Genomic DNA, 21,749 nt, shown 5'->3' on the forward strand with positions numbered 1-21,749 from the left:
CGCGCGCGGGTGGCGCAGGGGTCAGCGCAGCGTGGCGCGCAGCGCCTCGACCAGACCCGGGGCGATGTCCTGACCGAGCGCCACGTCGGCGTCGTCGTCGTGCGCGCGCTGACGCAGCGCGGTGGTCGTCTCGCCGTCACGCAGGACGGCCACCAGCAGCCGCACCTCGGTGCGGTCCGGGTGGGTCGCCAGCGCCTGGAGCGCGGCCTGCGGATCGGCGGGGAGGTCCTGCTCGGCCTCGGGCGGCACGACCACCCGCTCGACGGCGATCGCCGTGCCGGCGACCTCGTCGGGCCAGGCGATCTGGCCGAGGAGCTCCTCCAACGAGTCTGCGGTGGGCAGCCCGTCCTGCTCGACGGCGGTGAAGCCGTCCGGGTCGGCCGACCCCAGCTGCTCGGCCAGAGCGGGCTCGGCGGCGATCAGCTGGGCGGTCGGCACGAGGGCGAACAGTCGGGGCGGTTGGTCCCACCCGAAGCCGGCGACGTGTCGCTCGGTCTCCACCGCACAGGTCATCAGGGGGCTCAGCACATAGCGAAAGGTCGGTTCAGGCACAGTCCCATCCTCGCGCATCGGGGGGACCAGGGCGCGAGCCCGATGGACCCGCTCCCAGAATCGGTAGGTAGGTTGTCCCCTGGCCACCTCGTGGCCAGCCCTAGTGGTCAGCCCTGTTCAGGCCCGCCCGGCCCGCACGACGTAAGGCAGCGAGTGAGCACCGAAGAACCCCCACCGCCGCAGTCCCCCGCCCCTCGTCCGAGGCCGCGGCGCCGTGCGCAGCGCGGAGCGGTCGGGCCCACCCTGGCCATCATCGCGCTGGTCGCCGTGCTGCTCACGATGGGTGCGTCCGTGTGGACCCGGGTGCTGTGGTTCCAGAGCCTCGGCTACACCAGCGTGTTCACTACCCAGCTGACCACCCAGGCGCTGCTGTTCGTCGTGGGCGGGCTGGTCACCGCGCTTCTCGTCGCCTCCAGCCTCGCGATCGGCTTCCGCACCCGGCCGATCTACGCGCCGAGCACGCCCGAGCAGGACGCGCTCGACCGTTACCGGGCGATGTTCGACCCGCTGCGCCGCCTCGGGGTGTGGCTCGTGCCCGCCGTCCTCGGCGCGTTCGCCGGCACGGCGATGGCCAGCCAGTGGAAGACCTTCCTGCTGTGGCGCAACGGCGGCGACTTCGGCACCAAGGACCCGGCGTTCGGCATGGACGTGGGCTTCTTCGTCTTCCGGCTGCCCTGGTGGGAGTTCTTCGTCGACTACGTGCTGATGTCGTTGGCGCTCGCCACCATCGTGGCGGCCCTCACGCACTACGTCTACGGCGGACTGCGGCTCGGCGGCTCGGCGGGCGGCACCCGCACGACCCGCGCGGCGATCGTGCACCTGTCCGTCCTCTGCGCGGGCCTGGCCCTGGTCCAGGCGATCAGCTACTGGCTCTCCCGCTACTCCCTGTCGGTCCAGAGCTCCACGAAGATCACCGGCATGACCTACACCGACGCCCACGCCGTGCTGCCGAGCCGCAGCATCCTCGCGGTCGCGGCGGTGATCTGCGCGCTGTTCTTCCTCGCGACCATCCGCACCGGCTCCTGGCGGCTGCCGATCGTCGGTGTCTCGCTGCTCGCGGTGCTCGCCCTCGTCGTCGGGACGCTCTACCCGGCGATCGTGCAGAGCGTCCAGGCGCGCCCCAACCAGTACTCGCTCGAGACCGAGTACGTCGACCGCAACATCAAGTCGACCCGGGCGGCGTTCGCCATCGACAAGGTGATCAAGTCCGACTACACCGCCACGACGACGGCCACGCCCGGCCAGCTGCGCCAGGACGCCGAGACGGTCCCCGGCATCCGGATCATGGACCCGTCGGTCGTCAGCACGACGTTCAAGCAGCAGCAGGCGATCCGGGGCTACTACGACTTCGCGCCGTCGCTCGACGTCGACCGCTACACCCTCGACGGCAAGACCCAGGACACCATCGTCGGCGTCCGCGAGCTGTCCCTGCCGGCCAGCGCGCAGGGCACCCGCAACTGGGTCAGCGACCACACGGTCTACACGCACGGCTATGGGGTGGTCGCGGCCTACGGCAACCGGAAGGGCCCCGACGGCCAGCCGGTCTACTTCGAGACCGGCACCACCCCGGGCCCGCTCAAGGTCACCCAGCCGCGGGTCTACTTCGGCGAGCTCTCGACGCCGTACTCCATCGTCGGTGGACCGCCCGGCGGCACCCAGCGCGAGCTCGACTACGGCGACACGACCTCCACCTACGAGGGCTCGGGCGGCGTGAGCATCGGCTCGTTCGCCCGCCGGCTCGCCTACGCGGTGACCTACCGCGACCCCAACATCGTGCTCTCCGACACGATCACCGACCAGTCGCGTCTGCTCGACGTGCGCGAGCCGCGCGAGCGGGTCCAGGCCGTAGCCCCCTGGCTCACCCTGGACGGCAACCCCTACCCGACGGTCGTCAACGGCCGGATCCAGTGGGTGGTCGACGGCTACACCACCTCCGACCACTACCCCTACTCGCAGCTGACCCAGATCGGGGACGCCACGGCCGACTCGCTCACCGAGCGGCCGTCCTCGAACGTCGCCGCCCTCGGGGCCGAGCAGGTCAACTACATGCGCAACTCGGTGAAGGCGACGGTCGACGCCTACGACGGTCACGTCACGCTCTACGCGTGGGACGACACGGACCCGGTCCTCAAGGCGTGGTCGTCCGCCTTCGGCAACACCGTAGAACCCCTCTCGGCCATCTCGGGTGAGCTCATGTCCCACCTGCGCTACCCCGAGGACCTGTTCAAGGTGCAGCGTCAGCTGCTCGCGAGCTACCACGTCACCGACCCGAGCACGTTCCTCTACGAGTCGCAGAAGTGGAAGGTGCCGAGCGACCCGACCGGCTCCACCACGGCCACGCCCGCGAGCGGGGCGACGACCGCCAGCCCGGCGGCCACCGACTCGGGCGACGCGCAGCCGCCCTACTACCAGTCCATCGCGATGCCGGGCACCGGCAGCCCGACGTTCTCACTCACCACCTCGTTCATCCCCAACAACCGCACCCGGCTGTCCGGCTACCTGTCGGCAGACTCCGACGCCGGTGCGACCGCGGGGAAGCGGCGGGCGGGCTACGGCATCCTGCGGCTGCTGCAGGTGGACAACGACGCCGTGGACGGGCCGGGTCAGGTCGCCAACAAGATCAAGTCCTCGAGCGACAACTCGGCGGCCTTCTCGCTGACGCTGAGCCAGTGGTTGAACAACGGCGGCAGCAACCTCACCATGGGCAACCTGCTCACCCTCCCGGTCGGCGGCGGCTTCCTCTACGTGCAACCCCTCTACCTGCGCGGCGCCGCGGGCGGCACGTCGTTCCCGCAGGTCAAGGCCATCGTGACGGTGTTCGGCGACAAGATCGCCTGGTCCGACTCGCTGGACGGAGCCCTCGACGCGCTGTTCGCCGGCAGCGCCGGCGCCTCGTCCGACGACAAGGCCAGCCCGCCGTCCGGCACCCCGTCCGGCCCAGTGACCGGTGAAGTGGCTCGACAGCTGCGTCTGGCCCAGCAGGCCATGAACGACGGGCAGAAGGCGCTCGCGAAGGGAGACTTCGCGGCCTACGGCCAGGCGCAGACCCGGTTGAAGGCAGCGCTGGAGGCGGCGGTGAAGGCCCAACAGGCCCCGGCCCCCACGGGCTCACCGACCCCTACGCCCGCGGCCACGGCCACGCCCACCCCTACGCCCGCGGCCACGGCCACGCCCACCCCCGCAGCGACAGGCACGCCGACGCCGACCGGCACCCCCTGACGGGGGCCGGTCGGCGCGCGGGGTGGAGCCTGGTTGAGCGGGTTGAGCAGGGCGGAGCGGGTCAGCCCTGCGGGAGCTGCAGCAGCGGCTCGCCCACGCTGACCGCCGATCCGTCGGCCGGCCCGGGGATGCTGCCGGCCGGCGTGTCGAGCACACAGACCAGCACCCAGGCCGACAGGCCCTGGGCGGTGATGGCCGCGGCATCCCACGCGACCACGCCGTCACCGGCGCTGACCTGGTCCTGCTCGGCCCGGAGCACCTCGAAGCCCTCGCCACCGAGCTTCACGGTGTCGATGCCGAGGTGGACCAGCACCGCCGTGCCGTCCGAACCCGCCACGACGAACGCGTGCGGGTGCACCTTGACCAGCTGGCCGTCGATCGGTGCGACGACGGTGGCTCGGCCGGGGGAGGATTCGACGGCGATGCCGGCGCCCAGCATCTCGGCTGCGAACACCGGGTCCGGTGCCTGGGCCAGCGGGTGCGCGACACCGCTCGTCGGAGCGAGGACGACCTCGGTCACATCAGGTCCTTGATGTCGTCGGCCAGGGTGTCCGCCTCGGGCCCGACGACGACCTGCACGATGTTGCCCTGGACGATGACGCCGTGCGCGCCCGCGGCCTTGAGCGCGCCCTGGTCGACCCGGCTGCCGTCCGAGACCTCGGTCCGCAGCCGGGTGATGCAGGCCTCGATGTCCTCGATGTTGTCGGCTCCGCCGAGTCCGGCGACGATCTGCTCTGCCTTGCCCATGAGGGGTCCTTTCGAAGGGGAGTCGCTGCGGCGGTCGGTGCCGCGATGCAGGTCAGCCTAGGGCCCCCGGTCGCGCCGGCGCCGGGCCAAGGTCGCAGCCAAGGTCGGCCAGAGTCGGCCAAGGTCACCGCGAGGTCACCGGTTGATCACCTTGTGGTGGCGACGCGGGTCGTGGCGTTGACGCGCGCGGTGCCGACCGACAGGGTCGCTGCGGCACGGTCTACCGATCCTGTCTTCGCCTCGCGCGCAGCTCACGCGCGGGATCTCCCGAAAGGAATCTCCCATGGCAAGCACCACAGCCTCCGGCTCCGGCTCCGGGAGAAGGTCCGGCCTCGCCGGTCTCCAGCAGCTGGGGCGCAGCCTCATGCTCCCCATCGCCGCGCTCCCTGTCGCCGGTCTGCTCCTGCGCCTCGGCCAGGACGACATGCTCGGCCCCAAGGGCCTCGGCTGGAACGACGTCGCTGCTGTCATCGGTGCCGCCGGTGGCGCCCTGTTCAACAACCTGCCGCTGCTGTTCGCGCTCGGTGTCTCCATCGGCCTGGCCAAGAAGTCCGACGGGTCGACCGTGCTCGCCGCCGCCGTCGGCTACCTCGTCTTCAAGGCCGTGGGTGACGCGATGTCGCCGATCATCGGCCTGCCCAAGGACGAGAAGGGCGTGCAGACGCTGATCAACTACGGCGTCCTCGGCGGTCTGCTCTCTGGATTCGTCGCGGCCAAGCTCTGGGAGCGCTTCCACCGCACCAAGCTGCCGCCGTACCTCGCCTTCTTCGGTGGCCGCCGCCTGGTCCCGATGCTCGCCGCCGCCGCCATGCTGGTGCTGAGCGTGCTGCTCTCCTTCGCCTACCCGGCGTTCAACTCCGTCCTCACCGGGCTCGGCAACTGGGTCGGGTCCAACAGCGTGATCGGCGGGTTCGTCTACGGCACCGCCAACCGCCTGCTCATCCCGCTCGGCCTGCACCACATCCTCAACTCGGTGGTGTGGTTCGTGCTCGGTGACTACAACACGGCCACCGGCGTGGTCCATGGCGACCTCACCCGCTTCTTCGCCGGGGACAAGACGGCCGGCATCTTCATGACCGGCTTCTTCCCGATCATGATGTTCGCCCTGCCGGCGGCCGCGCTCGCGATATACCAGGAGGCGCGGGCCGAGCACAAGAAGGTCGTCGGCGGTCTGATGCTCTCGACGGCGCTCACGGCCTTCCTCACCGGTGTCACCGAGCCGCTCGAGTTCTCGTTCATGTTCATCGCCTGGCCGCTGTACGTCGTGCACGCGGTGCTCACCGGCACCTCGATCGCGCTGTGCAACGCCCTCGGCATCCGGGACGGGTTCACCTTCTCGGCGGGCCTGTTCGACTATCTGATCAACTTCCGGATCGCCACCCAGCCGTTGCTGCTGCTGGTCATCGGCCTCGGCTACGCCATCGTCTACTACCTGCTGTTCCGGTTCGTGATCCGGCGGTGGAACCTCAAGACGCCGGGGCGCGAGGACGAGGGTCAGGACTCGATGGTCGACCCCGACCTGAGCTGACCGGTCGGCCTAGGCTGGGCGCCATGATCCTCGCGGCTCCCAGCGTCCTGCTCCCCGACGGCAGCGCCGAGCGCGGCTTCGTCGAGGTCACGGACAGCACGATCACTGGGGTGAGCGCACACGCGCCCACCCCGGTGGCGTCCCAGGACGCGGTAGACCCCACCGTCGCGCCCGAGCAGGTCGACCTCGAGGCGCTCGGCATCACCCACCTGGCGCCCGGGTTCGTCGACATCCACAACCACGGGGGCGGGGGAGCGGCCTTCACCGAGGGCGCCGTGGCCGCGGCCCGAGCCGTCGCGCTGCACCGCTCGCACGGGACCACCTCGCTGATGGCCAGCCTGGTCACCGACACCATCGACCGCCTCGCCGAGCAGGTGGCCGCGCTGGCGCCGCTGGTCGAGGCCGGCGAGCTGGTGGGCGTGCACCTGGAGGGACCGTGGCTCTCCGACCTGCACTGCGGTGCGCACGACCCGATGCTGCTGCGCGACCCGGATATCGCCGACATCGATCGGGTCCTCGACGCCGGTGAGGGCACCGTCGCGATGGTCACGCTCGCCGTAGAGCGCCCCGGTGGCCTCGAGGCCGTCGCCCACCTCGCCGCCCGCGGGGTGATCGCCGCCCCGGGGCACAGCGACGCGGGCTACGAGATCGCCAAGGAGGCCGTGGCGGCCGGCGCCTCGGTGGCCACGCACCTGTTCAACGCGGAGCGGCCGATGCATCATCGCGTCCCCGGGCTCATCCCCGCGCTTCTCGAATCCCCTTCTGTGGCAATCGAGCTCATCGCCGACGGCGTTCACGTCCACCCGGTCATGCTGCGCCACGCGATCACCTGCGCACCCACCCGCTACGTCCTGGTGACCGACGCGATGGCCGCTGCCGGAGCCCCCGACGGCGACTACCGGCTCGGCCCGCTACGGGTGCGCGTGCAGGACTCCGTAGCCCGTCTCGATCCCGGTGGTGCGATCGCCGGCTCGACCCTCACCCTCGACCGGGCCGTGCGCTTCCTGGTCGAGCAGGTGGGCGTCCCGGTGCCCGAGGCCGTGCGCGCCGCGACCCTGGTGCCCGCCGAGACCATCGGGCGCGCCGACCTCGGCCGCCTGGCGCCGGGTGCTCGGGCGGACCTCGTTGCACTCGGCGAAGACCTGCAGGTCAGGGCCGTGATGCGTGGCGGCCGCTGGGTCGTGCCGCCCTGCTGAGCGCCCGCGGGCGACGACCACGGATTTGCCCCGCCGCCCCACCTCGCCTAACCTGGAGTCACCGACGCGGGGTGGAGCAGCTCGGTAGCTCGCCGGGCTCATAACCCGGAGGTCGCAGGTTCAAATCCTGCCCCCGCTACCAATCGCATCGGCACGAAGGCCCTGGGACTCCCAGGGTCTTCGCCGTGCCCGCGACCTTCCCCTGCGCCTGCCGGGCGAGACAATGGGGGATGGACACCCACGACCGCGCGGACGCCGAGCACCTCCCACCACCCCCGCCCAAGCCGGGGGCGAAGGCCGACATGGGCCAGCTGATCGCGTGGCGGGTGGGCCAGCAGATCGCCGCGCTGCGCCGGCACGCGGCCGAGGTTCGTGACGGGCATCCGGAGGGGATCCACCGGATGCGCATCGCGGCGCGTCGGCTCCGGTCCGCCCTGACAACGACGAAGCCGCTCTTCACCGATCCGCCGGACGACCTGCGGCAGGAGCTGCGCTGGCTGGGGCAGGCACTCAGCCCGGCCCGGGATGCTGTGGTGGTCCACGAGCGGCTTGCGGCCGCTGTCGACGCCGAGCCCCGGCGCCACGTCGTCGGTCCAGTCCGCCGCCGCCTGCGCACCGAGCTGATGCGCGAGCGACGCGAAGGCCTCGCCGCGGCTCAGCAGGCGCTCGAGTCCGCGCGCTACCAGCGGCTCCTCGACGCCTTGGACGCGTTCGCCGCAGACCTCCCGCTGACTCCGGTGGCGCAGGAGCGCGCGCGTGCGGTCATGGGGGACCTGGTGCGAACTGACGCCCAGAAGGTGCACCGGGCGATCCGAGCCGCCCGTGACCCGGACGCCGCGCTCGACCGGGACCGGCTCGACGAGGCAATGCACGAGGCCCGCAAGAAGGCCAAGCGGCTCCGCTACGCGGCCGAGCTGGCGGTGCCCACCGGAGGTCGCAAAGCCAAGAAGCTCGCGAAGCGGGCCAAGGCCGTGCAGGAGGCGCTCGGCCGGCACCAGGACAGCGTCGTCGCCCGCCAGCACCTGCGCCGGCTGGGGGCGGCGGCGTCCCAGCACGGCGAGGACGCCTTCACGTTCGGGCTCCTCCACGGTGCGGAGCTGCTCCAGGCAGACCATGCCGAGCGCGACTTCCGGCGGGCGGCGCAGCGACTTCCGCGCCCACGCGCCGCCGCCGCCTGGGTGTCGACGAAGTAGCGAGGACCGGCCCCGCGCCCACACCTGTCGCATTCCCGCAGGTCAGGGCCGCGGGTCGGCTCACGGCGGTGGACGGCGAGGCTTCGAGGCGCTGGGGGAACCGCCCTCGATTTGGCATCGCGGCGGATCCCGGGCTAATGTTTCTCCTCGTGCCCCGGACGCCGGGACAACGACACCGAGCAGGACCTAGCGAGGATCGCTGGTCGGTCGAGTTGACACGGGGTGGAGCACGTAGTAGGATAGATGAGTTGCCTTCACGCGAGACGGTCACCCGGATGGGTGCCGAGCAGCGAGAAGCGCGTCCGATGTTTGTGAACTCAACAGCGTGCCGAGATTCTTGATGCCTATCTGGTCTTGGTTGGTGGTTTGGTTGGTCTGCGTTGTGTGGGCTGGCTGGGTTGCTGGTCGGGGCTGATTTGTTGTTTTTTTGAGTTGGATGGACATCTGCTTGATCTTGATGGATCTTGCTGGTGTTTGTTCTTTTTGCTTGTGATCAAGTTTTTTATGGAGAGTTTGATCCTGGCTCAGGACGAACGCTGGCGGCGTGCTTAACACATGCAAGTCGAACGATGATGCCCAGCTTGCTGGGTGGATTAGTGGCGAACGGGTGAGTAACACGTGAGTAACCTGCCCTTCACTTCGGGATAACTCCGGGAAACCGGGGCTAATACTGGATATGACCTGCGCCTGCATGGGTGTGGGTGGAAAGCTTTTGTGGTGGAGGATGGACTCGCGGCCTATCAGCTTGTTGGTGAGGTAGTGGCTTACCAAGGCGACGACGGGTAGCCGGCCTGAGAGGGCGACCGGCCACACTGGGACTGAGACACGGCCCAGACTCCTACGGGAGGCAGCAGTGGGGAATATTGCACAATGGGCGAAAGCCTGATGCAGCGACGCCGCGTGAGGGATGACGGCCTTCGGGTTGTAAACCTCTTTCAGCAGGGAAGAAGCGAAAGTGACGGTACCTGCAGAAGAAGCACCGGCTAACTACGTGCCAGCAGCCGCGGTAATACGTAGGGTGCGAGCGTTGTCCGGAATTATTGGGCGTAAAGAGCTTGTAGGTGGCTTGTCGCGTCTGCGGTGAAAACCCAAGGCTTAACCTTGGGCTTGCCGTGGGTACGGGCTGGCTAGAGTGTGGTAGGGGAGACTGGAATTCCTGGTGTAGCGGTGAAATGCGCAGATATCAGGAGGAACACCGATGGCGAAGGCAGGTCTCTGGGCCATAACTGACACTGAGAAGCGAAAGCATGGGGAGCGAACAGGATTAGATACCCTGGTAGTCCATGCCGTAAACGTTGGGCGCTAGGTGTGGGGCTCATTCCACGAGTTCCGTGCCGCAGCTAACGCATTAAGCGCCCCGCCTGGGGAGTACGGCCGCAAGGCTAAAACTCAAAGGAATTGACGGGGGCCCGCACAAGCGGCGGAGCATGCGGATTAATTCGATGCAACGCGAAGAACCTTACCAAGGCTTGACATACACCGGAAACATGCAGAGATGTGTGCCCCGCAAGGCTGGTGTACAGGTGGTGCATGGTTGTCGTCAGCTCGTGTCGTGAGATGTTGGGTTAAGTCCCGCAACGAGCGCAACCCTCGTTCTATGTTGCCAGCACGTGATGGTGGGGACTCATAGGAGACTGCCGGGGTCAACTCGGAGGAAGGTGGGGATGACGTCAAATCATCATGCCCCTTATGTCTTGGGCTTCACGCATGCTACAATGGCCGGTACAAAGGGTTGCGATACTGTGAGGTGGAGCGAATCCCAAAAAACCGGTCTCAGTTCGGATTGGGGTCTGCAACTCGACCCCATGAAGTCGGAGTCGCTAGTAATCGCAGATCAGCAATGCTGCGGTGAATACGTTCCCGGGCCTTGTACACACCGCCCGTCAAGTCACGAAAGTCGGTAACACCCGAAGCCGGTGGCCTAACCCCTTGTGGGAGGGAGCTGTCGAAGGTGGGACTGGCGATTGGGACTAAGTCGTAACAAGGTAGCCGTACCGGAAGGTGCGGCTGGATCACCTCCTTTCTAAGGAGCTCACTGGCCGGCTGCGTCCACTGTGGTGGGTGTGGTTGGTGGTGGCCCGTGCCAGGCCGAGTGTGTCTGGACGGTGCTCATGGGTGGAACGTCAAGAGTTGTTGGTGGCTGCGTTCGTCGCGTCTGTTGGTCGAGTACGACCCCACGCGTCCCCTGTGGGGGGTGTGGGGTGTGGAAGGACCGCAGATGTGGGGGTGTGGTTGCTGTCGGCGCGTTGTTGGGTTCTCGATCATCGGGCGCCCCCCGTTTGTGGGGGGTGTGGTGGTTGGTCCTCACTGGTCTCGTGTCCTGCCTGTTGGTGGGTGCTCGGGGTTGGTCGGGGTTGTGTTTTGTGAACTACACAGTGGACGCGAGCATCTTTGTGGCCAAGTTTTTAAGGGCGCACGGTGGATGCCTTGGCACCAGGAACCGAAGAAGGACGTGGGAATCTGCGATAAGCCTCGGGGAGCCGATAACCAGGCTGTGATCCGAGGGTGTCCGAATGGGGAAACCCGGCAAGATGAGTGTCTTGTCACCTGCACCTGAATATATAGGGTGTGTGGAGGGAACGTGGGGAAGTGAAACATCTCAGTACCCACAGGAAGAGAAAACAACAGTGATTCCGTGAGTAGTGGCGAGCGAAAGCGGAAGAGGCTAAACCGGTTGTGTGTGATACCTGTCAGGGGTTGCATGGCCGGGGTTGTGGGACGATCCGTTCCAGTGCTGACAAGCTGGTGAGGAGTGAAAAATCTGCGTCATAGCCGAACGGTCTTGAATGGCCGGGCACAGAGGGTGTGACCCCCGTAGGCGAAATGGTGTGGACTTCTGGGTCGTATCCCAAGTAGCACGGGGCCCGAGAAATCCCGTGTGAATCTGGCGGGACCACCCGCTAAGCCTAAATATTCCCTGGTGACCGATAGCGGACTAGTACCGTGAGGGAAAGGTGAAAAGTACCCCGGGAGGGGAGTGAAATAGATCCTGAAACCGTGCGCTTACAATCCGTCGGAGCCTCCTTGTGGGGTGACGGCGTGCCTTTTGAAGAATGAGCCTGCGAGTTAGTGCTCCGTGGCGAGGTTAACCCGTGTGGGGAAGCCGTAGCGAAAGCGAGTCCGAACAGGGCGTGTAGTCGCGGGGTCTAGACCCGAAGCGAAGTGATCTACCCATGGCCAGGTTGAAGCGCGGGTAAGACCGTGTGGAGGACCGAACCCACCTAGGTTGAAAACTGGGGGGATGAGCTGTGGGTAGGGGTGAAAGGCCAATCAAACTTCGTGATAGCTGGTTCTCCCCGAAATGCATTTAGGTGCAGCGTCACGTGTTTCTTGCCGGAGGTAGAGCTACTGGATGGCTGATGGGCCCCACCGGGTTACTGACGTCAACCAAACTCCGAATGCCGGTAAGTGAGAGCGTGGCAGTGAGACTGCGGGGGATAAGCTCCGTAGTCGAGAGGGAAACAGCCCAGATCACCAGCTAAGGCCCCTAAGCGTGTGCTAAGTGGAAAAGGATGTGGAGTTGCGATGACAACCAGGAGGTTGGCTTAGAAGCAGCCACCCTTTAAAGAGTGCGTAATAGCTCACTGGTCAAGTGATTCTGCGCCGACAATGTAGCGGGGCTCAAGCACACCGCCGAAGCTGTGGCATTGACACATTGCTAAGCCGTTTGTGGTTCAGGCGTGTTGATGGGTAGGGGAGCGTCGTGTGGCGAGTGAAGCGGCGGAGTGATCCAGTCGTGGACGCTACACGAGTGAGAATGCAGGCATGAGTAGCGAATGACGGGTGAGAAACCCGTCCGCCGAATAACCAAGGGTTCCAGGGTCAAGCTAATCTGCCCTGGGTAAGTCGGGACCTAAGGCGAGGCCGACAGGCGTAGTCGATGGACATCCGGTTGATATTCCGGAACCGGCGCAGTACCGCCCCTGTCGAGGCCAGTGATACTAAGCTCGGTGAAGCTGCGCGTAACCTCCCTTCGGGGAGGGTGCGTGGTGGATGGAGCGGCCTGATCTGGTAGTAGGCAAGCGATGGAGTGACGCAGGAAGGTAACCTCCGCGTGGCGATGGTTGTCCACGTCCAAGGACGTAGCCCGTGTCATAGGTAAATCCGTGGCACATGTAGGGTGAGATCTGATAGTGACCGCGTATGCGGGAAGAGGGTGATCCTATGCTGCCTAGAAAAGCTTCTAGCGAGGGACTGAGCCGCCCGTACCCCAAACCGACTCAGGTGGTTAGGTAGAGAATACCAAGGCGATCGAGTGAATCGTGGTTAAGGAATTCGGCAAAATGCCCCCGTAACTTCGGGAGAAGGGGGGCCATGATCGTGATGACACACGCTGTCTGAGCGTGATTGGCCGCAGAGACCAGGGGGAAGCGACTGTTTACTAAAAACACAGGTCCGTGCGAAGAAGTAATTCGATGTATACGGACTGACGCCTGCCCGGTGCTGGAACGTTAAGGGGACCGGTTAGCTCTTCGGGGCGAAGCTGAGAACTTAAGCGCCAGTAAACGGCGGTGGTAACTATAACCATCCTAAGGTAGCGAAATTCCTTGTCGGGTAAGTTCCGACCTGCACGAATGGCGTAACGACTTCCCTACTGTCTCAACCGCGAACTCGGCGAAATTGCACTACGAGTAAAGATGCTCGTTACGCGCAGCAGGACGGAAAGACCCCGGGACCTTTACTATAGCTTGGTATTGGTGTTCGGCACGGCTTGTGTAGGATAGGTGGGAGACTGTGAAGCTGTCACGCCAGTGATGGTGGAGTCATCGTTGAAATACCACTCTGGTCGTGCTGGATGCCTGAACCTCGGTCCGTGATCCGGATCAGGGACAGTGCCTGGTGGGTAGTTTAACTGGGGCGGTTGCCTCCTAAAGGGTAACGGAGGCGCCCAAAGGTTCCCTCAGCCTGGTTGGCAATCAGGTTTTGAGTGTAAGTGCACAAGGGAGCTTGACTGTGAGACTGACAGGTCGAGCAGGGACGAAAGTCGGGACTAGTGACCCGGCCGTGGATTGTGGAATCGCGGTCGCTCAACGGATAAAAGGTACCCCGGGGATAACAGGCTGATCTTGCCCAAGAGTTCATATCGACGGCATGGTTTGGCACCTCGATGTCGGCTCGTCGCATCCTGGGGCTGGAGTAGGTCCCAAGGGTTGGGCTGTTCGCCCATTAAAGCGGTACGCGAGCTGGGTTTAGAACGTCGTGAGACAGTTCGGTCCCTATCCGCTGTGCGCGTTGGAAACTTGAGAAGGGCTGTCCCTAGTACGAGAGGACCGGGATGGACGAACCTCTGGTGTGTCAGTTGTTCTGCCAAGAGCACCGCTGATTAGCTACGTTCGGGAGTGATAACCGCTGAAAGCATCTAAGCGGGAAGCATGCTTCAAGATGAGGTTTCCGTGCCCCTTGTGGGTGAGAGGCTCCCAGCTAGACTACTGGGTTGATAGGCCGGATGTGGAAGCACAGTAATGTGTGGAGCTGACCGGTACTAATAAGCCGATGACTTGACCATGATGATGACTCGCGTCCACTGTGTTGTTCACTGAGCACAACCCCCACCCGCTTGGCGGGTGAGGTTGTGTTGTTTGGTTGTGACTGGATTTCCCAGCCCCGAACGCTCGGGAAGCGCCCTGACGGGTGGCTGACTGTGTGGGGGTGTGGGTGAGAGGGTTACGGCGGTCATAGCGTCAGGGAAACGCCCGGTTCCATTCCGAACCCGGAAGCTAAGCCTGACAGCGCCGATGGTACTGCACTGGTGACGGTGTGGGAGAGTAGGACGCCGCCGGACATCTTGTATGACGAAAGCCCCTGTGGCTGATCCCGACGAAAGTCGGTTGATCGCCCAGGGGCTTTCGTGTGTTCTGGTGGCGCTTCGCGAGCGAAGAGCCCGCGCACCGATGAGGCTCGTCAGTCGATGAGGTTCCTCAGCCGCTGTGGTTGGCCAGGGCGCTGAGGACGCCGGCGAGGGCGAAGTACTTGTTGGTGCCAAGATCGCGAACGGTCTTGATGCCGAGCTCGGCCAGCAGCTGGTCGTGCTTCTCTGTGAGGCCGGCGAGGGCGGACGGCGGAGCGGACAGAACCTCGGCGAGGGTCTTGTCCTCGTACGCCTTGTCGAGCTTCTTCGCGAGGTCGACGGACAGGGCCATGGGTACTCCTTCAGGTGAGAGCGAGGCGTCGTCGCCTCTGCCGGCCACTGTAGGACGGCGGCGCGATCGGGGAGGACAATTGTCGAGAAGTCCTCGTCCGGGCCCTGAGAGGTTGTTCAGCCCCGGGTCGGTGGGCAGGCCAGGCTGCGTCGGTGCGGACGGCTTCGAGGCTGCGAGGGGGAGGGCCTAGGGTAGGTCCATGCCCCTGGACTACCGGATCAGCGAGCGCACCCTGGCCAACGGGCTACGGGTCGTCGTCAACGAGGACCACAATGTGCCGACCGTGACGGTCAACCTCTGGGTGAACGTCGGCTCGCGGCACGAGGCGACTGGGCACACCGGGTTCGCCCACCTCTTCGAGCACCTGATGTTCCAGGGATCAGCGAACGTCGCGTCGGGGGAGCACTTCGCGCTGCTGATGGACCAGGGTGGGCGGCTCAACGCGACCACGTGGTTCGATCGCACCAACTACTTCGAGACGGTGCCGACGGGTGCGCTGGATCTGGCGCTGTGGCTCGAGGCCGACCGGCACGGCCGGCTGCTCGCGGCGCTCAGCCAGGAGAACCTCGACAACCAGCGGGACGTGGTGAAGGAGGAGAAGCGGCAGCGCTACGACAACCAGCCGTACGGTCACGCCATCGCGGACATGTACGCCACCGTCTTCCCCGTCGGGCACCCCTACCACCACTCCACCATCGGGTCGATGGAGGACCTGGACGAGGCCAGCCTCGAGGACGTGCGGTCGTTCTTCAGCGAGCACTACGGGCCGAACAACACGGTGATCACGCTGGCCGGTGACGTGACGCCGGAGGAGGGGTTTGCTGCGGTCGAGCGGTACTTCGGTGGGCTGCCGGCCAGCGCCGCCGCGCGCCGTGAGCCGGTCGAGCCGCTGCCTCCGCTGGACGAGCCGGTGCGGTTGGAGCGACGCGAGGACGTGCCGAGCGACCGGCTCTACCTGTGCTTCCGGCTGCCCGTGGACGGGACCGACGAGTTCTTCGCGGCCTCGATGGCCCTGGACGTCCTCGGTGGGCTGGCGACGTCTCGGCTGTACAAGCGGCTGGTCCGGCGCGAGCACCTGGCCAACAGCCTGCACGCCGCGGCGTGGGGGCTCGTCGACGGGGTGTCGCTGGGCTTCATCAGCGTGGACGTGGCCGACGGGGTCAACCCGAACCGGGCCGAGGCGGCGCTGACCGAGGAGCTGGACCGGTTCGCCCTGGAGGGACCGACGGCGGGGGAGCTCGAGGCGGTCATGGCGCAGAACGAGCGCGGCTGGCTGCAGCACCTCGCCTCGCTCGACGAGCGCGCGGACGCCATCTGCGGGAACACGCTGCTGCACGATGACCCCCAGTTCATCAACACCATCCTGGACCGGCTCGGGGCCATCACGGGCGAGCAGGTCAAGCAGGCGGCCGCGACCTATCTGCGACCCCGCAACCGGGCCGTCGTCGCCTACCTGCGTGCGGAGCCACCGGCCGGCGAGGAACCAGTAGAGCCGGTCACCGACCTCCCGAGCGGGCTGTCGCAGCAGGCCGCCGTCGTAGACAAGGAAGATCGATGAGCACCGACACGTCCACCGCCACCGAGGCGAGCCTGCCGGGTCGCCCCCCGGTTACGCCGCCCGCCGACTGGACCATGCCCACCGCCACCCGGTGGACGCTGGACAACGGGCTCACGGTGCTGGCCTACGACGTGCCGGGGCAGTATGTGCTGTCGGTGCGGCTCGCGGTGCCGGCGCTACCGTCGCAGGAGCCGCAGGAGCGCGAGGGGGTCCTCGGGATCCTCGCGCACACCTTCGACGAGGGCACCGAGGAGCACTCGGCGGAGGACTTCGCCGACCTGCTGGAGCGCTCGGGAGCCGCGCTCGGGTCGTCGTCGTCGGAGCACGGCGTGATCTTCGACCTCGACCTGCCGCGCACCCGCTGGGACGAGGGGATGACGTTGTTCGGTGAGTGCCTGCGGCACCCGGCCTTCCCCGACGACGAGGTCGCCCGCGCGGTGCGCCGCCGACTCGCCGACATCGAGCAGGAGAAGGTCGACCCCCGGTCCCGGGCCTCGCGAGAGTTCGCGTCGGTGTTCTACACCCCGGACAGCCGGGTCAGCCGGCCGGGCGGTGGCTCCGCGGCCTCGGTCCGGACCATCACCGCGCAGGACGTCCGCGAGTTCTACCGCCGCCACATCGGTCCGGTCGGGTCGACGCTCGTCGTCGCCGGCGACCTGTCCGCCGGACCGGCTGGAGAGCCCGCCGTCGACGTGCTGGCGACGGCGGAGCGGATCTTCGGCGCCTGGGCGGCGCAGCCGGACCCGGTGGTGGCGCCGCAGCAGCCGCAGCGGGCAGCGGACGCGACGAAGATCGTGCTGCTGGACCGGCCCGGCTCGGTGCAGTCCGAGCTCTACGTCGGCTGTCTCGGCCCCGACCACGACGTCGAGGGCGGCTGGGCGGCCTACCAGGTGCTCGGTTTCGTGCTGGGCGGAGCCCCGCAGGCGCGGCTCGACGCGGTGCTGCGCGAGGAGAAGGGCTACACCTACGGCGTGCGGGCCGGCTTCGTGCCGCGATCGAAGGACGGGATCTTCCTCAGCTCGGGCTCGGTGCGCTCCGAGGTGACCGTGGACGCGCTGCGGCTGCTGCTCGAGATCCTCGCGAACGCCCGCGACGGCTTCACCGAGAAGGAGCTGCGCTCCGGGGCCGACTTCATGCGGATGACCGCGCCGAGCCGGTTCGCGACCGCGGACGACCTGGCGTCCGAGGCGGCCGGGCTGGCGCTGGAGGGGCGCGACACCGGCTGGTCCCAGCAGCTCCTCGACGACCTCGGCCGGCTGACCACGACGGACCTGGACTCGGCCTACGAGCGGGTCCCCGTGGGGGAGTGGACGATCGTCGTGGTGGGCGACGCACAGGTCTACCGCGAGGGGGTCGAGGCGCTCGGCGCGGGACCGGTTGAGGTGCGACCCGCCTGACCGGCCCGGCTCGACGCCGGGCGGGCGTCAGCCGAGGCGGCCGAGCACCTCGTCGTGCAGGAGGCCGTTGGTGGCGACCGCGTTGCCGCTGAACGGACCGGGGCGGCCGTCGAGCCCGGTGAACCGCCCGCCCGCCTCGGTGACGATCGGGGCGAGCGCCGCCATGTCGTAGAGCGCGAGCTCGGGCTCCGCGGCGATGTCCGCGCACCCCTCGGCCACCAGCATGTAGGACCAGAAGTCGCCGTAGGCGCGGGTGCGCCAGCAGTCCTCGGTGAGGCCGAGGAAGGCGTCGCGGCGGCCGATCTCGGTCCAGCCGCCGATGCTCGCGTAGGACAGCGAGGCGTCCTGGATGTGGGAGACCTTCGAGACTTGGAGGCGGCTGGCCCGCATCAGGCTGCGGCCGGTCCAGGCGCCGGCGCCGGCGCTGGCCCACCAGCGGCGATTGAGCGCCGGGGCGGACACCAGGCCCATCACCGGCTGGTCGCCGTCGATGAGGGCGATGAGGGTGGCCCAGACCGGGAGCCCACGGACGTAGTTCTTGGTGCCGTCGATCGGGTCGATCACCCAGCGGCGCGAGCCGTGCCCGGTGATGCCGAACTCCTCGCCCTCGACCGCGTCCCGCGGCCGGGCCCGCTTGAGCTGGCCGCGGATGAGCTCCTCGGCGTCGCGGTCGGCGTCGCTCACCGGGGTGAGGTCGGGCTTGGTGTCGACCACCAGGTCCTCGGCCCGGAACCGCGTCATGGTGACCCGCTCGACCGAGTCGGCGAGGACGTGCGCCAGCCTGACGTCGTCCTCGTAGGTCTGGGGGCGGGCGGCGGCGCTGGTCACGCCCCCACGTTAGTCGCTTTGTCCCGCTTCACGGTCAGCCACAGGCGGTGCGCCGTGATCAACGCGGTCAACCAGGCCAGCCCGAGGGCCCACCCCATGACGACGTCGGAGAGCCAGTGGTGGCCGAGGAAGACCCGCGAGAGCCCCATCGCGACGGCGTAGACCACGGCCGCGAGGACCGCGAGGGTGCGTGAGACGCGGGTGTGCTCGTGGGCGAGCAGCAGATAGGCCAGGGTGCCGGCGATGACCACGGCGTTCAGGGTGTGGCCGCTCGGGAAGCTGGGGGAGTACTCGTACGGCGGCACGGCGTCGGCGAGCGGGGGCCGCAGCCGGCCGACGAGGTCCTTGCCGGCGATCGTCATGGCGAGCGACCCGGCGCCCGCGATCACCATCAGGACCACCGGGGTCCAGCTGCGCCAGCGCCAGGCCAGGAACGCCATGACGACAGCGGCGATCGCCGGGGCGAGGACCGGCCCGCCGAGGTCGGTGAACCAGGTGATCCACTGGTCCAGGTCCGGGGAGCGCCAGCGCAGCATCAGGTCCAGGGTCGGCCGGTCGATCGAGGCGAGCGCGTCACCCTCCTTCACCGACTCGTAGACCTCCGCGCTCACCTGGGTGAGCAGCAGGCAGAGCAGGCCGCCGAGGATGGCGGTGACCAGCAGGGTCACGGCGTGCGGCGACCTGGCCCCGAGCCGGGTGGCACCGCGCGCGAGCACCCGGCCGGGGGTGCTGCGCCAGGACGCGAGGTCGCGCTCGCCGATGTGCTCGTCGAACGGACCGGGCGCGCGGACCCGGCCGTCGGCGGGAAGGTGGCCACCCCCTGCGGTGTCAGGACGGTGACCGTGCGGGTCGGTGCCGGGGCGGTCAGGGGTGGGATCAGTCGGACTCGGCACGGGACCTCAGGAGTAGGCGGAGTGAGACGAGACGTTCGGCGCCGGTCGGACCGGCTTTCCCGGAGGCGACCCAGTCGTCGAGCGCACACTCGGGCTCGTCGTGGGTGCAGCCGCGCGGGCACTGCCCGGTGCCGGGCGCAAGGTCGGGGAAGTGGTCGACGATGCTTGTCGGGTCGACGTGGGCGAGCCCGAACGAGCGCACGCCGGGGGTGTCGATGACCCAGCCGTCGCGCCCGGGCAGCCGCAGGGCCACGGCGCTGGTGGACGTGTGCCGCCCGCGGCCGGTGACGTCGTTGACCTGGCCGGTGGCGCGTCCGGCGTCCGGCACCAGCAGGTTGACCACGGTCGACTTCCCCACGCCCGAGTGTCCCACGAGGACGCTGGTCCGTCCGCGCAACGCGTCCGTGAGCTCGGCGATGCCCTTCGGGTCCAGGTCCCCGTCGGGGGAGGCGGCCGTGGCGAGGGTGGGCACCTCGAGTGGTGCGTAGCGCTGCAGGAAGGGGCCGGGGTCTACGAGGTCGGCCTTGGTGAGCAGCAGCAGCGGGTCCATGCCCGCGTCGTAGGCGGCGACCAGACAGCGGTCGATCATCCGCGGTCGCGGCTCGGGGTTGGCGAGCGCGGTGACGATGACGAGCTGGTCGGCGTTGGCGACGATGATCCGCTCGACCGGGTCCGAGTCGTCGGCGGTGCGGCGCAGCACCGAGGTGCGGGGGTGGACCCGGACGACGCGGGCGAGGGAGTCCGGCCCGCCGCGCAGGTCACCGACGAGACCGACGAGATCGCCGACGACGATGCCCTTGCGGCCCAGCTCGCGGGCCTTCATCGCGACGACGGTGCGCTCGCCGGGCTCGCCCTCGTCGAGCAGCGTGGTGTAGCGGCCGCGGTCGACACCGACGACCCGAGCCGGGACGGCGTCCTCGTGGCCCGGGCGGTCCTTCGAGCGCGGCCGTGAGCCGCGCCGGCTCGGGCGGATCCGGACGTCGCTCTCGTCGTAGTCGCTCGGGCGCCGGCTCACGACGCGCGGCCCCCGGCCAGGAAGGCCTCCCAGCGCTGGGTGAACTGCGGCAACGTCTTGCTGGTGGTCTCGACGTCCTCCACGACGACACCGCGGACGGCGAGGCCGAGGACCGTGGCGGCCATCGCCATGCGGTGGTCGGCGTAGGTGGCGAACAGCCCGCCGTGCAAGCGCGCCGGTCGGATGGCGAGACCGTCGTCCGTCTCGTGGACGTCCGCGCCCAGGTGGCCGAGCTCGGTCGTCAGCGCGGCCAGCCGGTCGGTCTCGTGGCCGCGGATGTGCGCGACGCCGCGGATCCAGCTGGGGGTCTGCGCGAGGGCGGCCACGGCGGCCACGACGGGCGTGAGCTCGCTGGCGTCGTGCAGGTCAACGTCGACGCCCAGCAGGCGTTGGGGCCCGGTGACGGTGAGCCCGTCACGGTCGAGGACCACGTCGGCACCCATCGCGGCGAAGACCTCGCGGATCTGGTCGCCGGCCTGCGTCGTGTGCCGCGGCCAGTCGGGCACGTGCACCCGCCCGCCGGTGACCATCGCCGCCGCGAGGAAGCAGGCCGCGTTGGACAGGTCCGGCTCGACCGTGACGTCGAGCGCGTTGATCTCGCTGGGGTCGACCCGCCAGGTGTCGGCGTCGGAGTCGTCGACCATGACGCCGGCGTCGCGCAGCACCTCGACGGTCATCTGGATGTGCGGCAGGCTCGGCACCTGCTTGCCGACATGGTGCACCACCACGCCCTCGTCGAACCGGGCGCCCGCGAGCAGCAGCGCCGAGACGAACTGGCTGCTGGCCGACGCGTCCAGGGTGACGTCGCCGCCGCGCACCGCGCCGTGCCCCTCGACCGTGAAGGGCAACGTGCCGCGCCCCTCGTCGTCGATGTCGGCGCCGAGGGCGCGCAACGCCTCCAGCACCGGGCCGACCGGCCGGGTGCGGGCGTGCGGGTCACCGTCGAAGGTCACCGGACCGGCGGCGAGGGTGGCCACGGCCGGGACGAATCGCATCACGGTGCCGGCCAGGCCGCAGTCGATGGTCGTCGGTCCGCGCAGCGGAGCCGGGCGCACCACCCAGTCGGGGGTGTCCGGGTCGTGCGTCGGGTGATCGGTGATCTCGGCGCCGAGCGAGCGCATCGCCTCGGCCATCAGCAGCGTGTCGCGGCTGCGCAGCGGTCGCCGCAGGCGCGACACGTCGTTGGCGAGCGCCGCGATGACGAGCAACCGGTTGGTGAGGGACTTGCTGCCCGGCAGGGCGACGGTCGCGTCGATCGGGCCGCTCGCGGTGGGGGCCGCCCAGTCTCGGCGGCCGAGGACGGTCGTGGACGGTGGCGTCGCGGGCGTCGTGGCGGTCGATCTGTCGGACGGGCTGGGGTCCGCGGGCGAGGAGGAGCGAGGCACGGGCGATCGTTTCGTCTCGGGGACAGGTGTTGGGCGGTGCTGGCTGGAGCTGGGCGGTGCTGGTCTGCTGCGCGGTGCTGGTCGCGGCCGGCTGGGGC

At 68.2% G+C, this 21,749-nt stretch carries 14 protein-coding genes, 1 tRNA gene and 3 rRNA genes; 10 read left to right on the forward strand and 8 right to left on the reverse strand.

Features of this window, described 5'->3' with window-relative positions:
* Positions 1-21: 21 nt before the first annotated feature.
* A complete protein-coding gene (locus tag MM440_RS10770) occupies positions 22-570 on the reverse strand; it encodes a PPA1309 family protein (protein ID WP_241444305.1) in 549 nt (182 codons plus the stop codon).
* A 135-nt stretch (positions 571-705) separates the two neighbouring features.
* On the opposite strand from MM440_RS10770, the gene MM440_RS10775 reads away from it, so the two are divergent.
* The gene (locus MM440_RS10775; RefSeq protein WP_241444306.1) at positions 706-3,771 is read left to right on the forward strand and encodes a UPF0182 family membrane protein; all 3,066 of its coding nucleotides are present in this window, start codon (positions 706-708) and stop codon (positions 3,769-3,771) included.
* A gap of 61 nt (positions 3,772-3,832) precedes the next feature.
* On the opposite strand, the gene MM440_RS10780 is transcribed toward MM440_RS10775, so the two are convergent.
* Both MM440_RS10780 and MM440_RS10785 read right to left on the reverse strand, forming a co-directional pair.
* Entirely contained in the window at positions 3,833-4,291 is a 459-nt protein-coding gene (locus tag MM440_RS10780) for a PTS sugar transporter subunit IIA (RefSeq protein WP_241444307.1), read from the reverse strand.
* On the reverse strand, positions 4,288-4,518 hold the full coding sequence (locus tag MM440_RS10785) for a PTS sugar transporter subunit IIB (protein WP_241444308.1): 231 nt from the start codon (positions 4,516-4,518) through the stop codon (positions 4,288-4,290). Before MM440_RS10785 ends, MM440_RS10780 begins: the two co-directional genes overlap by 4 nt.
* Positions 4,519-4,801: 283 nt before the next feature.
* On the opposite strand from MM440_RS10785, the gene MM440_RS10790 reads away from it, so the two are divergent.
* The 7 genes from MM440_RS10790 to rrf all read left to right on the forward strand — a co-directional run bounded on the left by MM440_RS10790 (position 4,802) and on the right by rrf (position 14,217).
* Positions 4,802-6,046, forward strand: coding sequence for a PTS transporter subunit EIIC (locus MM440_RS10790; RefSeq protein WP_241444309.1), 1,245 nt, complete (start codon positions 4,802-4,804; stop codon positions 6,044-6,046).
* 23 nt (positions 6,047-6,069) lie between these two features.
* Positions 6,070-7,242 (forward strand): N-acetylglucosamine-6-phosphate deacetylase, encoded by a 1,173-nt coding sequence (nagA, locus tag MM440_RS10795; RefSeq protein ID WP_241444310.1) that lies wholly within the window; start codon positions 6,070-6,072, stop codon positions 7,240-7,242.
* Between the two features lie 65 nt (positions 7,243-7,307).
* A tRNA-Met gene (locus tag MM440_RS10800) sits at positions 7,308-7,384 on the forward strand.
* Between the two features lie 88 nt (positions 7,385-7,472).
* Complete coding sequence (locus MM440_RS10805) at positions 7,473-8,435, forward strand: CHAD domain-containing protein (RefSeq protein WP_241444311.1); 963 nt, start codon at positions 7,473-7,475, stop codon at positions 8,433-8,435.
* Between the two features lie 501 nt (positions 8,436-8,936).
* Positions 8,937-10,458 (forward strand): 16S ribosomal RNA (locus MM440_RS10810).
* Between the two features lie 372 nt (positions 10,459-10,830).
* Positions 10,831-13,941: ribosomal RNA gene (locus tag MM440_RS10815) — 23S ribosomal RNA — on the forward strand.
* Between the two features lie 159 nt (positions 13,942-14,100).
* Positions 14,101-14,217, forward strand: a 5S ribosomal RNA gene (gene rrf / locus MM440_RS10820).
* Together the 16S, 23S and 5S rRNA genes form the textbook arrangement of a ribosomal RNA operon.
* Before the next feature lie 136 nt (positions 14,218-14,353).
* Here the strand turns inward: rrf and MM440_RS10825 are convergent.
* Positions 14,354-14,575, reverse strand: coding sequence for a hypothetical protein (locus MM440_RS10825; RefSeq protein ID WP_241444312.1), 222 nt, complete (start codon positions 14,573-14,575; stop codon positions 14,354-14,356).
* Between the two features lie 199 nt (positions 14,576-14,774).
* Between MM440_RS10825 and MM440_RS10830 the strand changes: the two genes are divergently transcribed.
* Positions 14,775-16,133: a M16 family metallopeptidase gene (locus MM440_RS10830; RefSeq protein ID WP_241444313.1), complete on the forward strand. Its 1,359-nt coding sequence runs from the start codon at positions 14,775-14,777 to the stop codon at positions 16,131-16,133.
* Complete coding sequence (locus MM440_RS10835; protein ID WP_241444314.1) at positions 16,130-17,530, forward strand: M16 family metallopeptidase; 1,401 nt, start codon at positions 16,130-16,132, stop codon at positions 17,528-17,530. Before MM440_RS10830 ends, MM440_RS10835 begins: the two co-directional genes overlap by 4 nt.
* A gap of 27 nt (positions 17,531-17,557) precedes the next feature.
* Here the strand turns inward: MM440_RS10835 and hisN are convergent, their stop codons facing one another.
* From hisN to aroA, 4 genes are read right to left on the reverse strand one after another with little or no spacing between them, the layout of a single operon-like run.
* The gene (hisN, locus tag MM440_RS10840) at positions 17,558-18,358 is read right to left on the reverse strand and encodes a histidinol-phosphatase (RefSeq protein ID WP_241444315.1); all 801 of its coding nucleotides are present in this window, start codon (positions 18,356-18,358) and stop codon (positions 17,558-17,560) included.
* Positions 18,355-19,251 (reverse strand): phosphatase PAP2 family protein, encoded by an 897-nt coding sequence (locus MM440_RS17375; protein ID WP_241444316.1) that lies wholly within the window; start codon positions 19,249-19,251, stop codon positions 18,355-18,357. Before MM440_RS17375 ends, hisN begins: the two co-directional genes overlap by 4 nt.
* Positions 19,235-20,266: a ribosome small subunit-dependent GTPase A gene (gene rsgA, locus MM440_RS10850; protein ID WP_241444317.1), complete on the reverse strand. Its 1,032-nt coding sequence runs from the start codon at positions 20,264-20,266 to the stop codon at positions 19,235-19,237. Before rsgA ends, MM440_RS17375 begins: the two co-directional genes overlap by 17 nt.
* Complete coding sequence (gene aroA / locus MM440_RS10855) at positions 20,263-21,651, reverse strand: 3-phosphoshikimate 1-carboxyvinyltransferase (protein ID WP_420914157.1); 1,389 nt, start codon at positions 21,649-21,651, stop codon at positions 20,263-20,265. The genes rsgA and aroA overlap by 4 nt, the downstream gene beginning before the upstream one ends.
* Between the last annotated feature and the right edge of the window lie 98 nt (positions 21,652-21,749).

It is taken from the genome of Arsenicicoccus piscis, assembly GCF_022568835.1.
Lineage (GTDB): Bacteria > Actinomycetota > Actinomycetes > Actinomycetales > Dermatophilaceae > Arsenicicoccus > Arsenicicoccus piscis.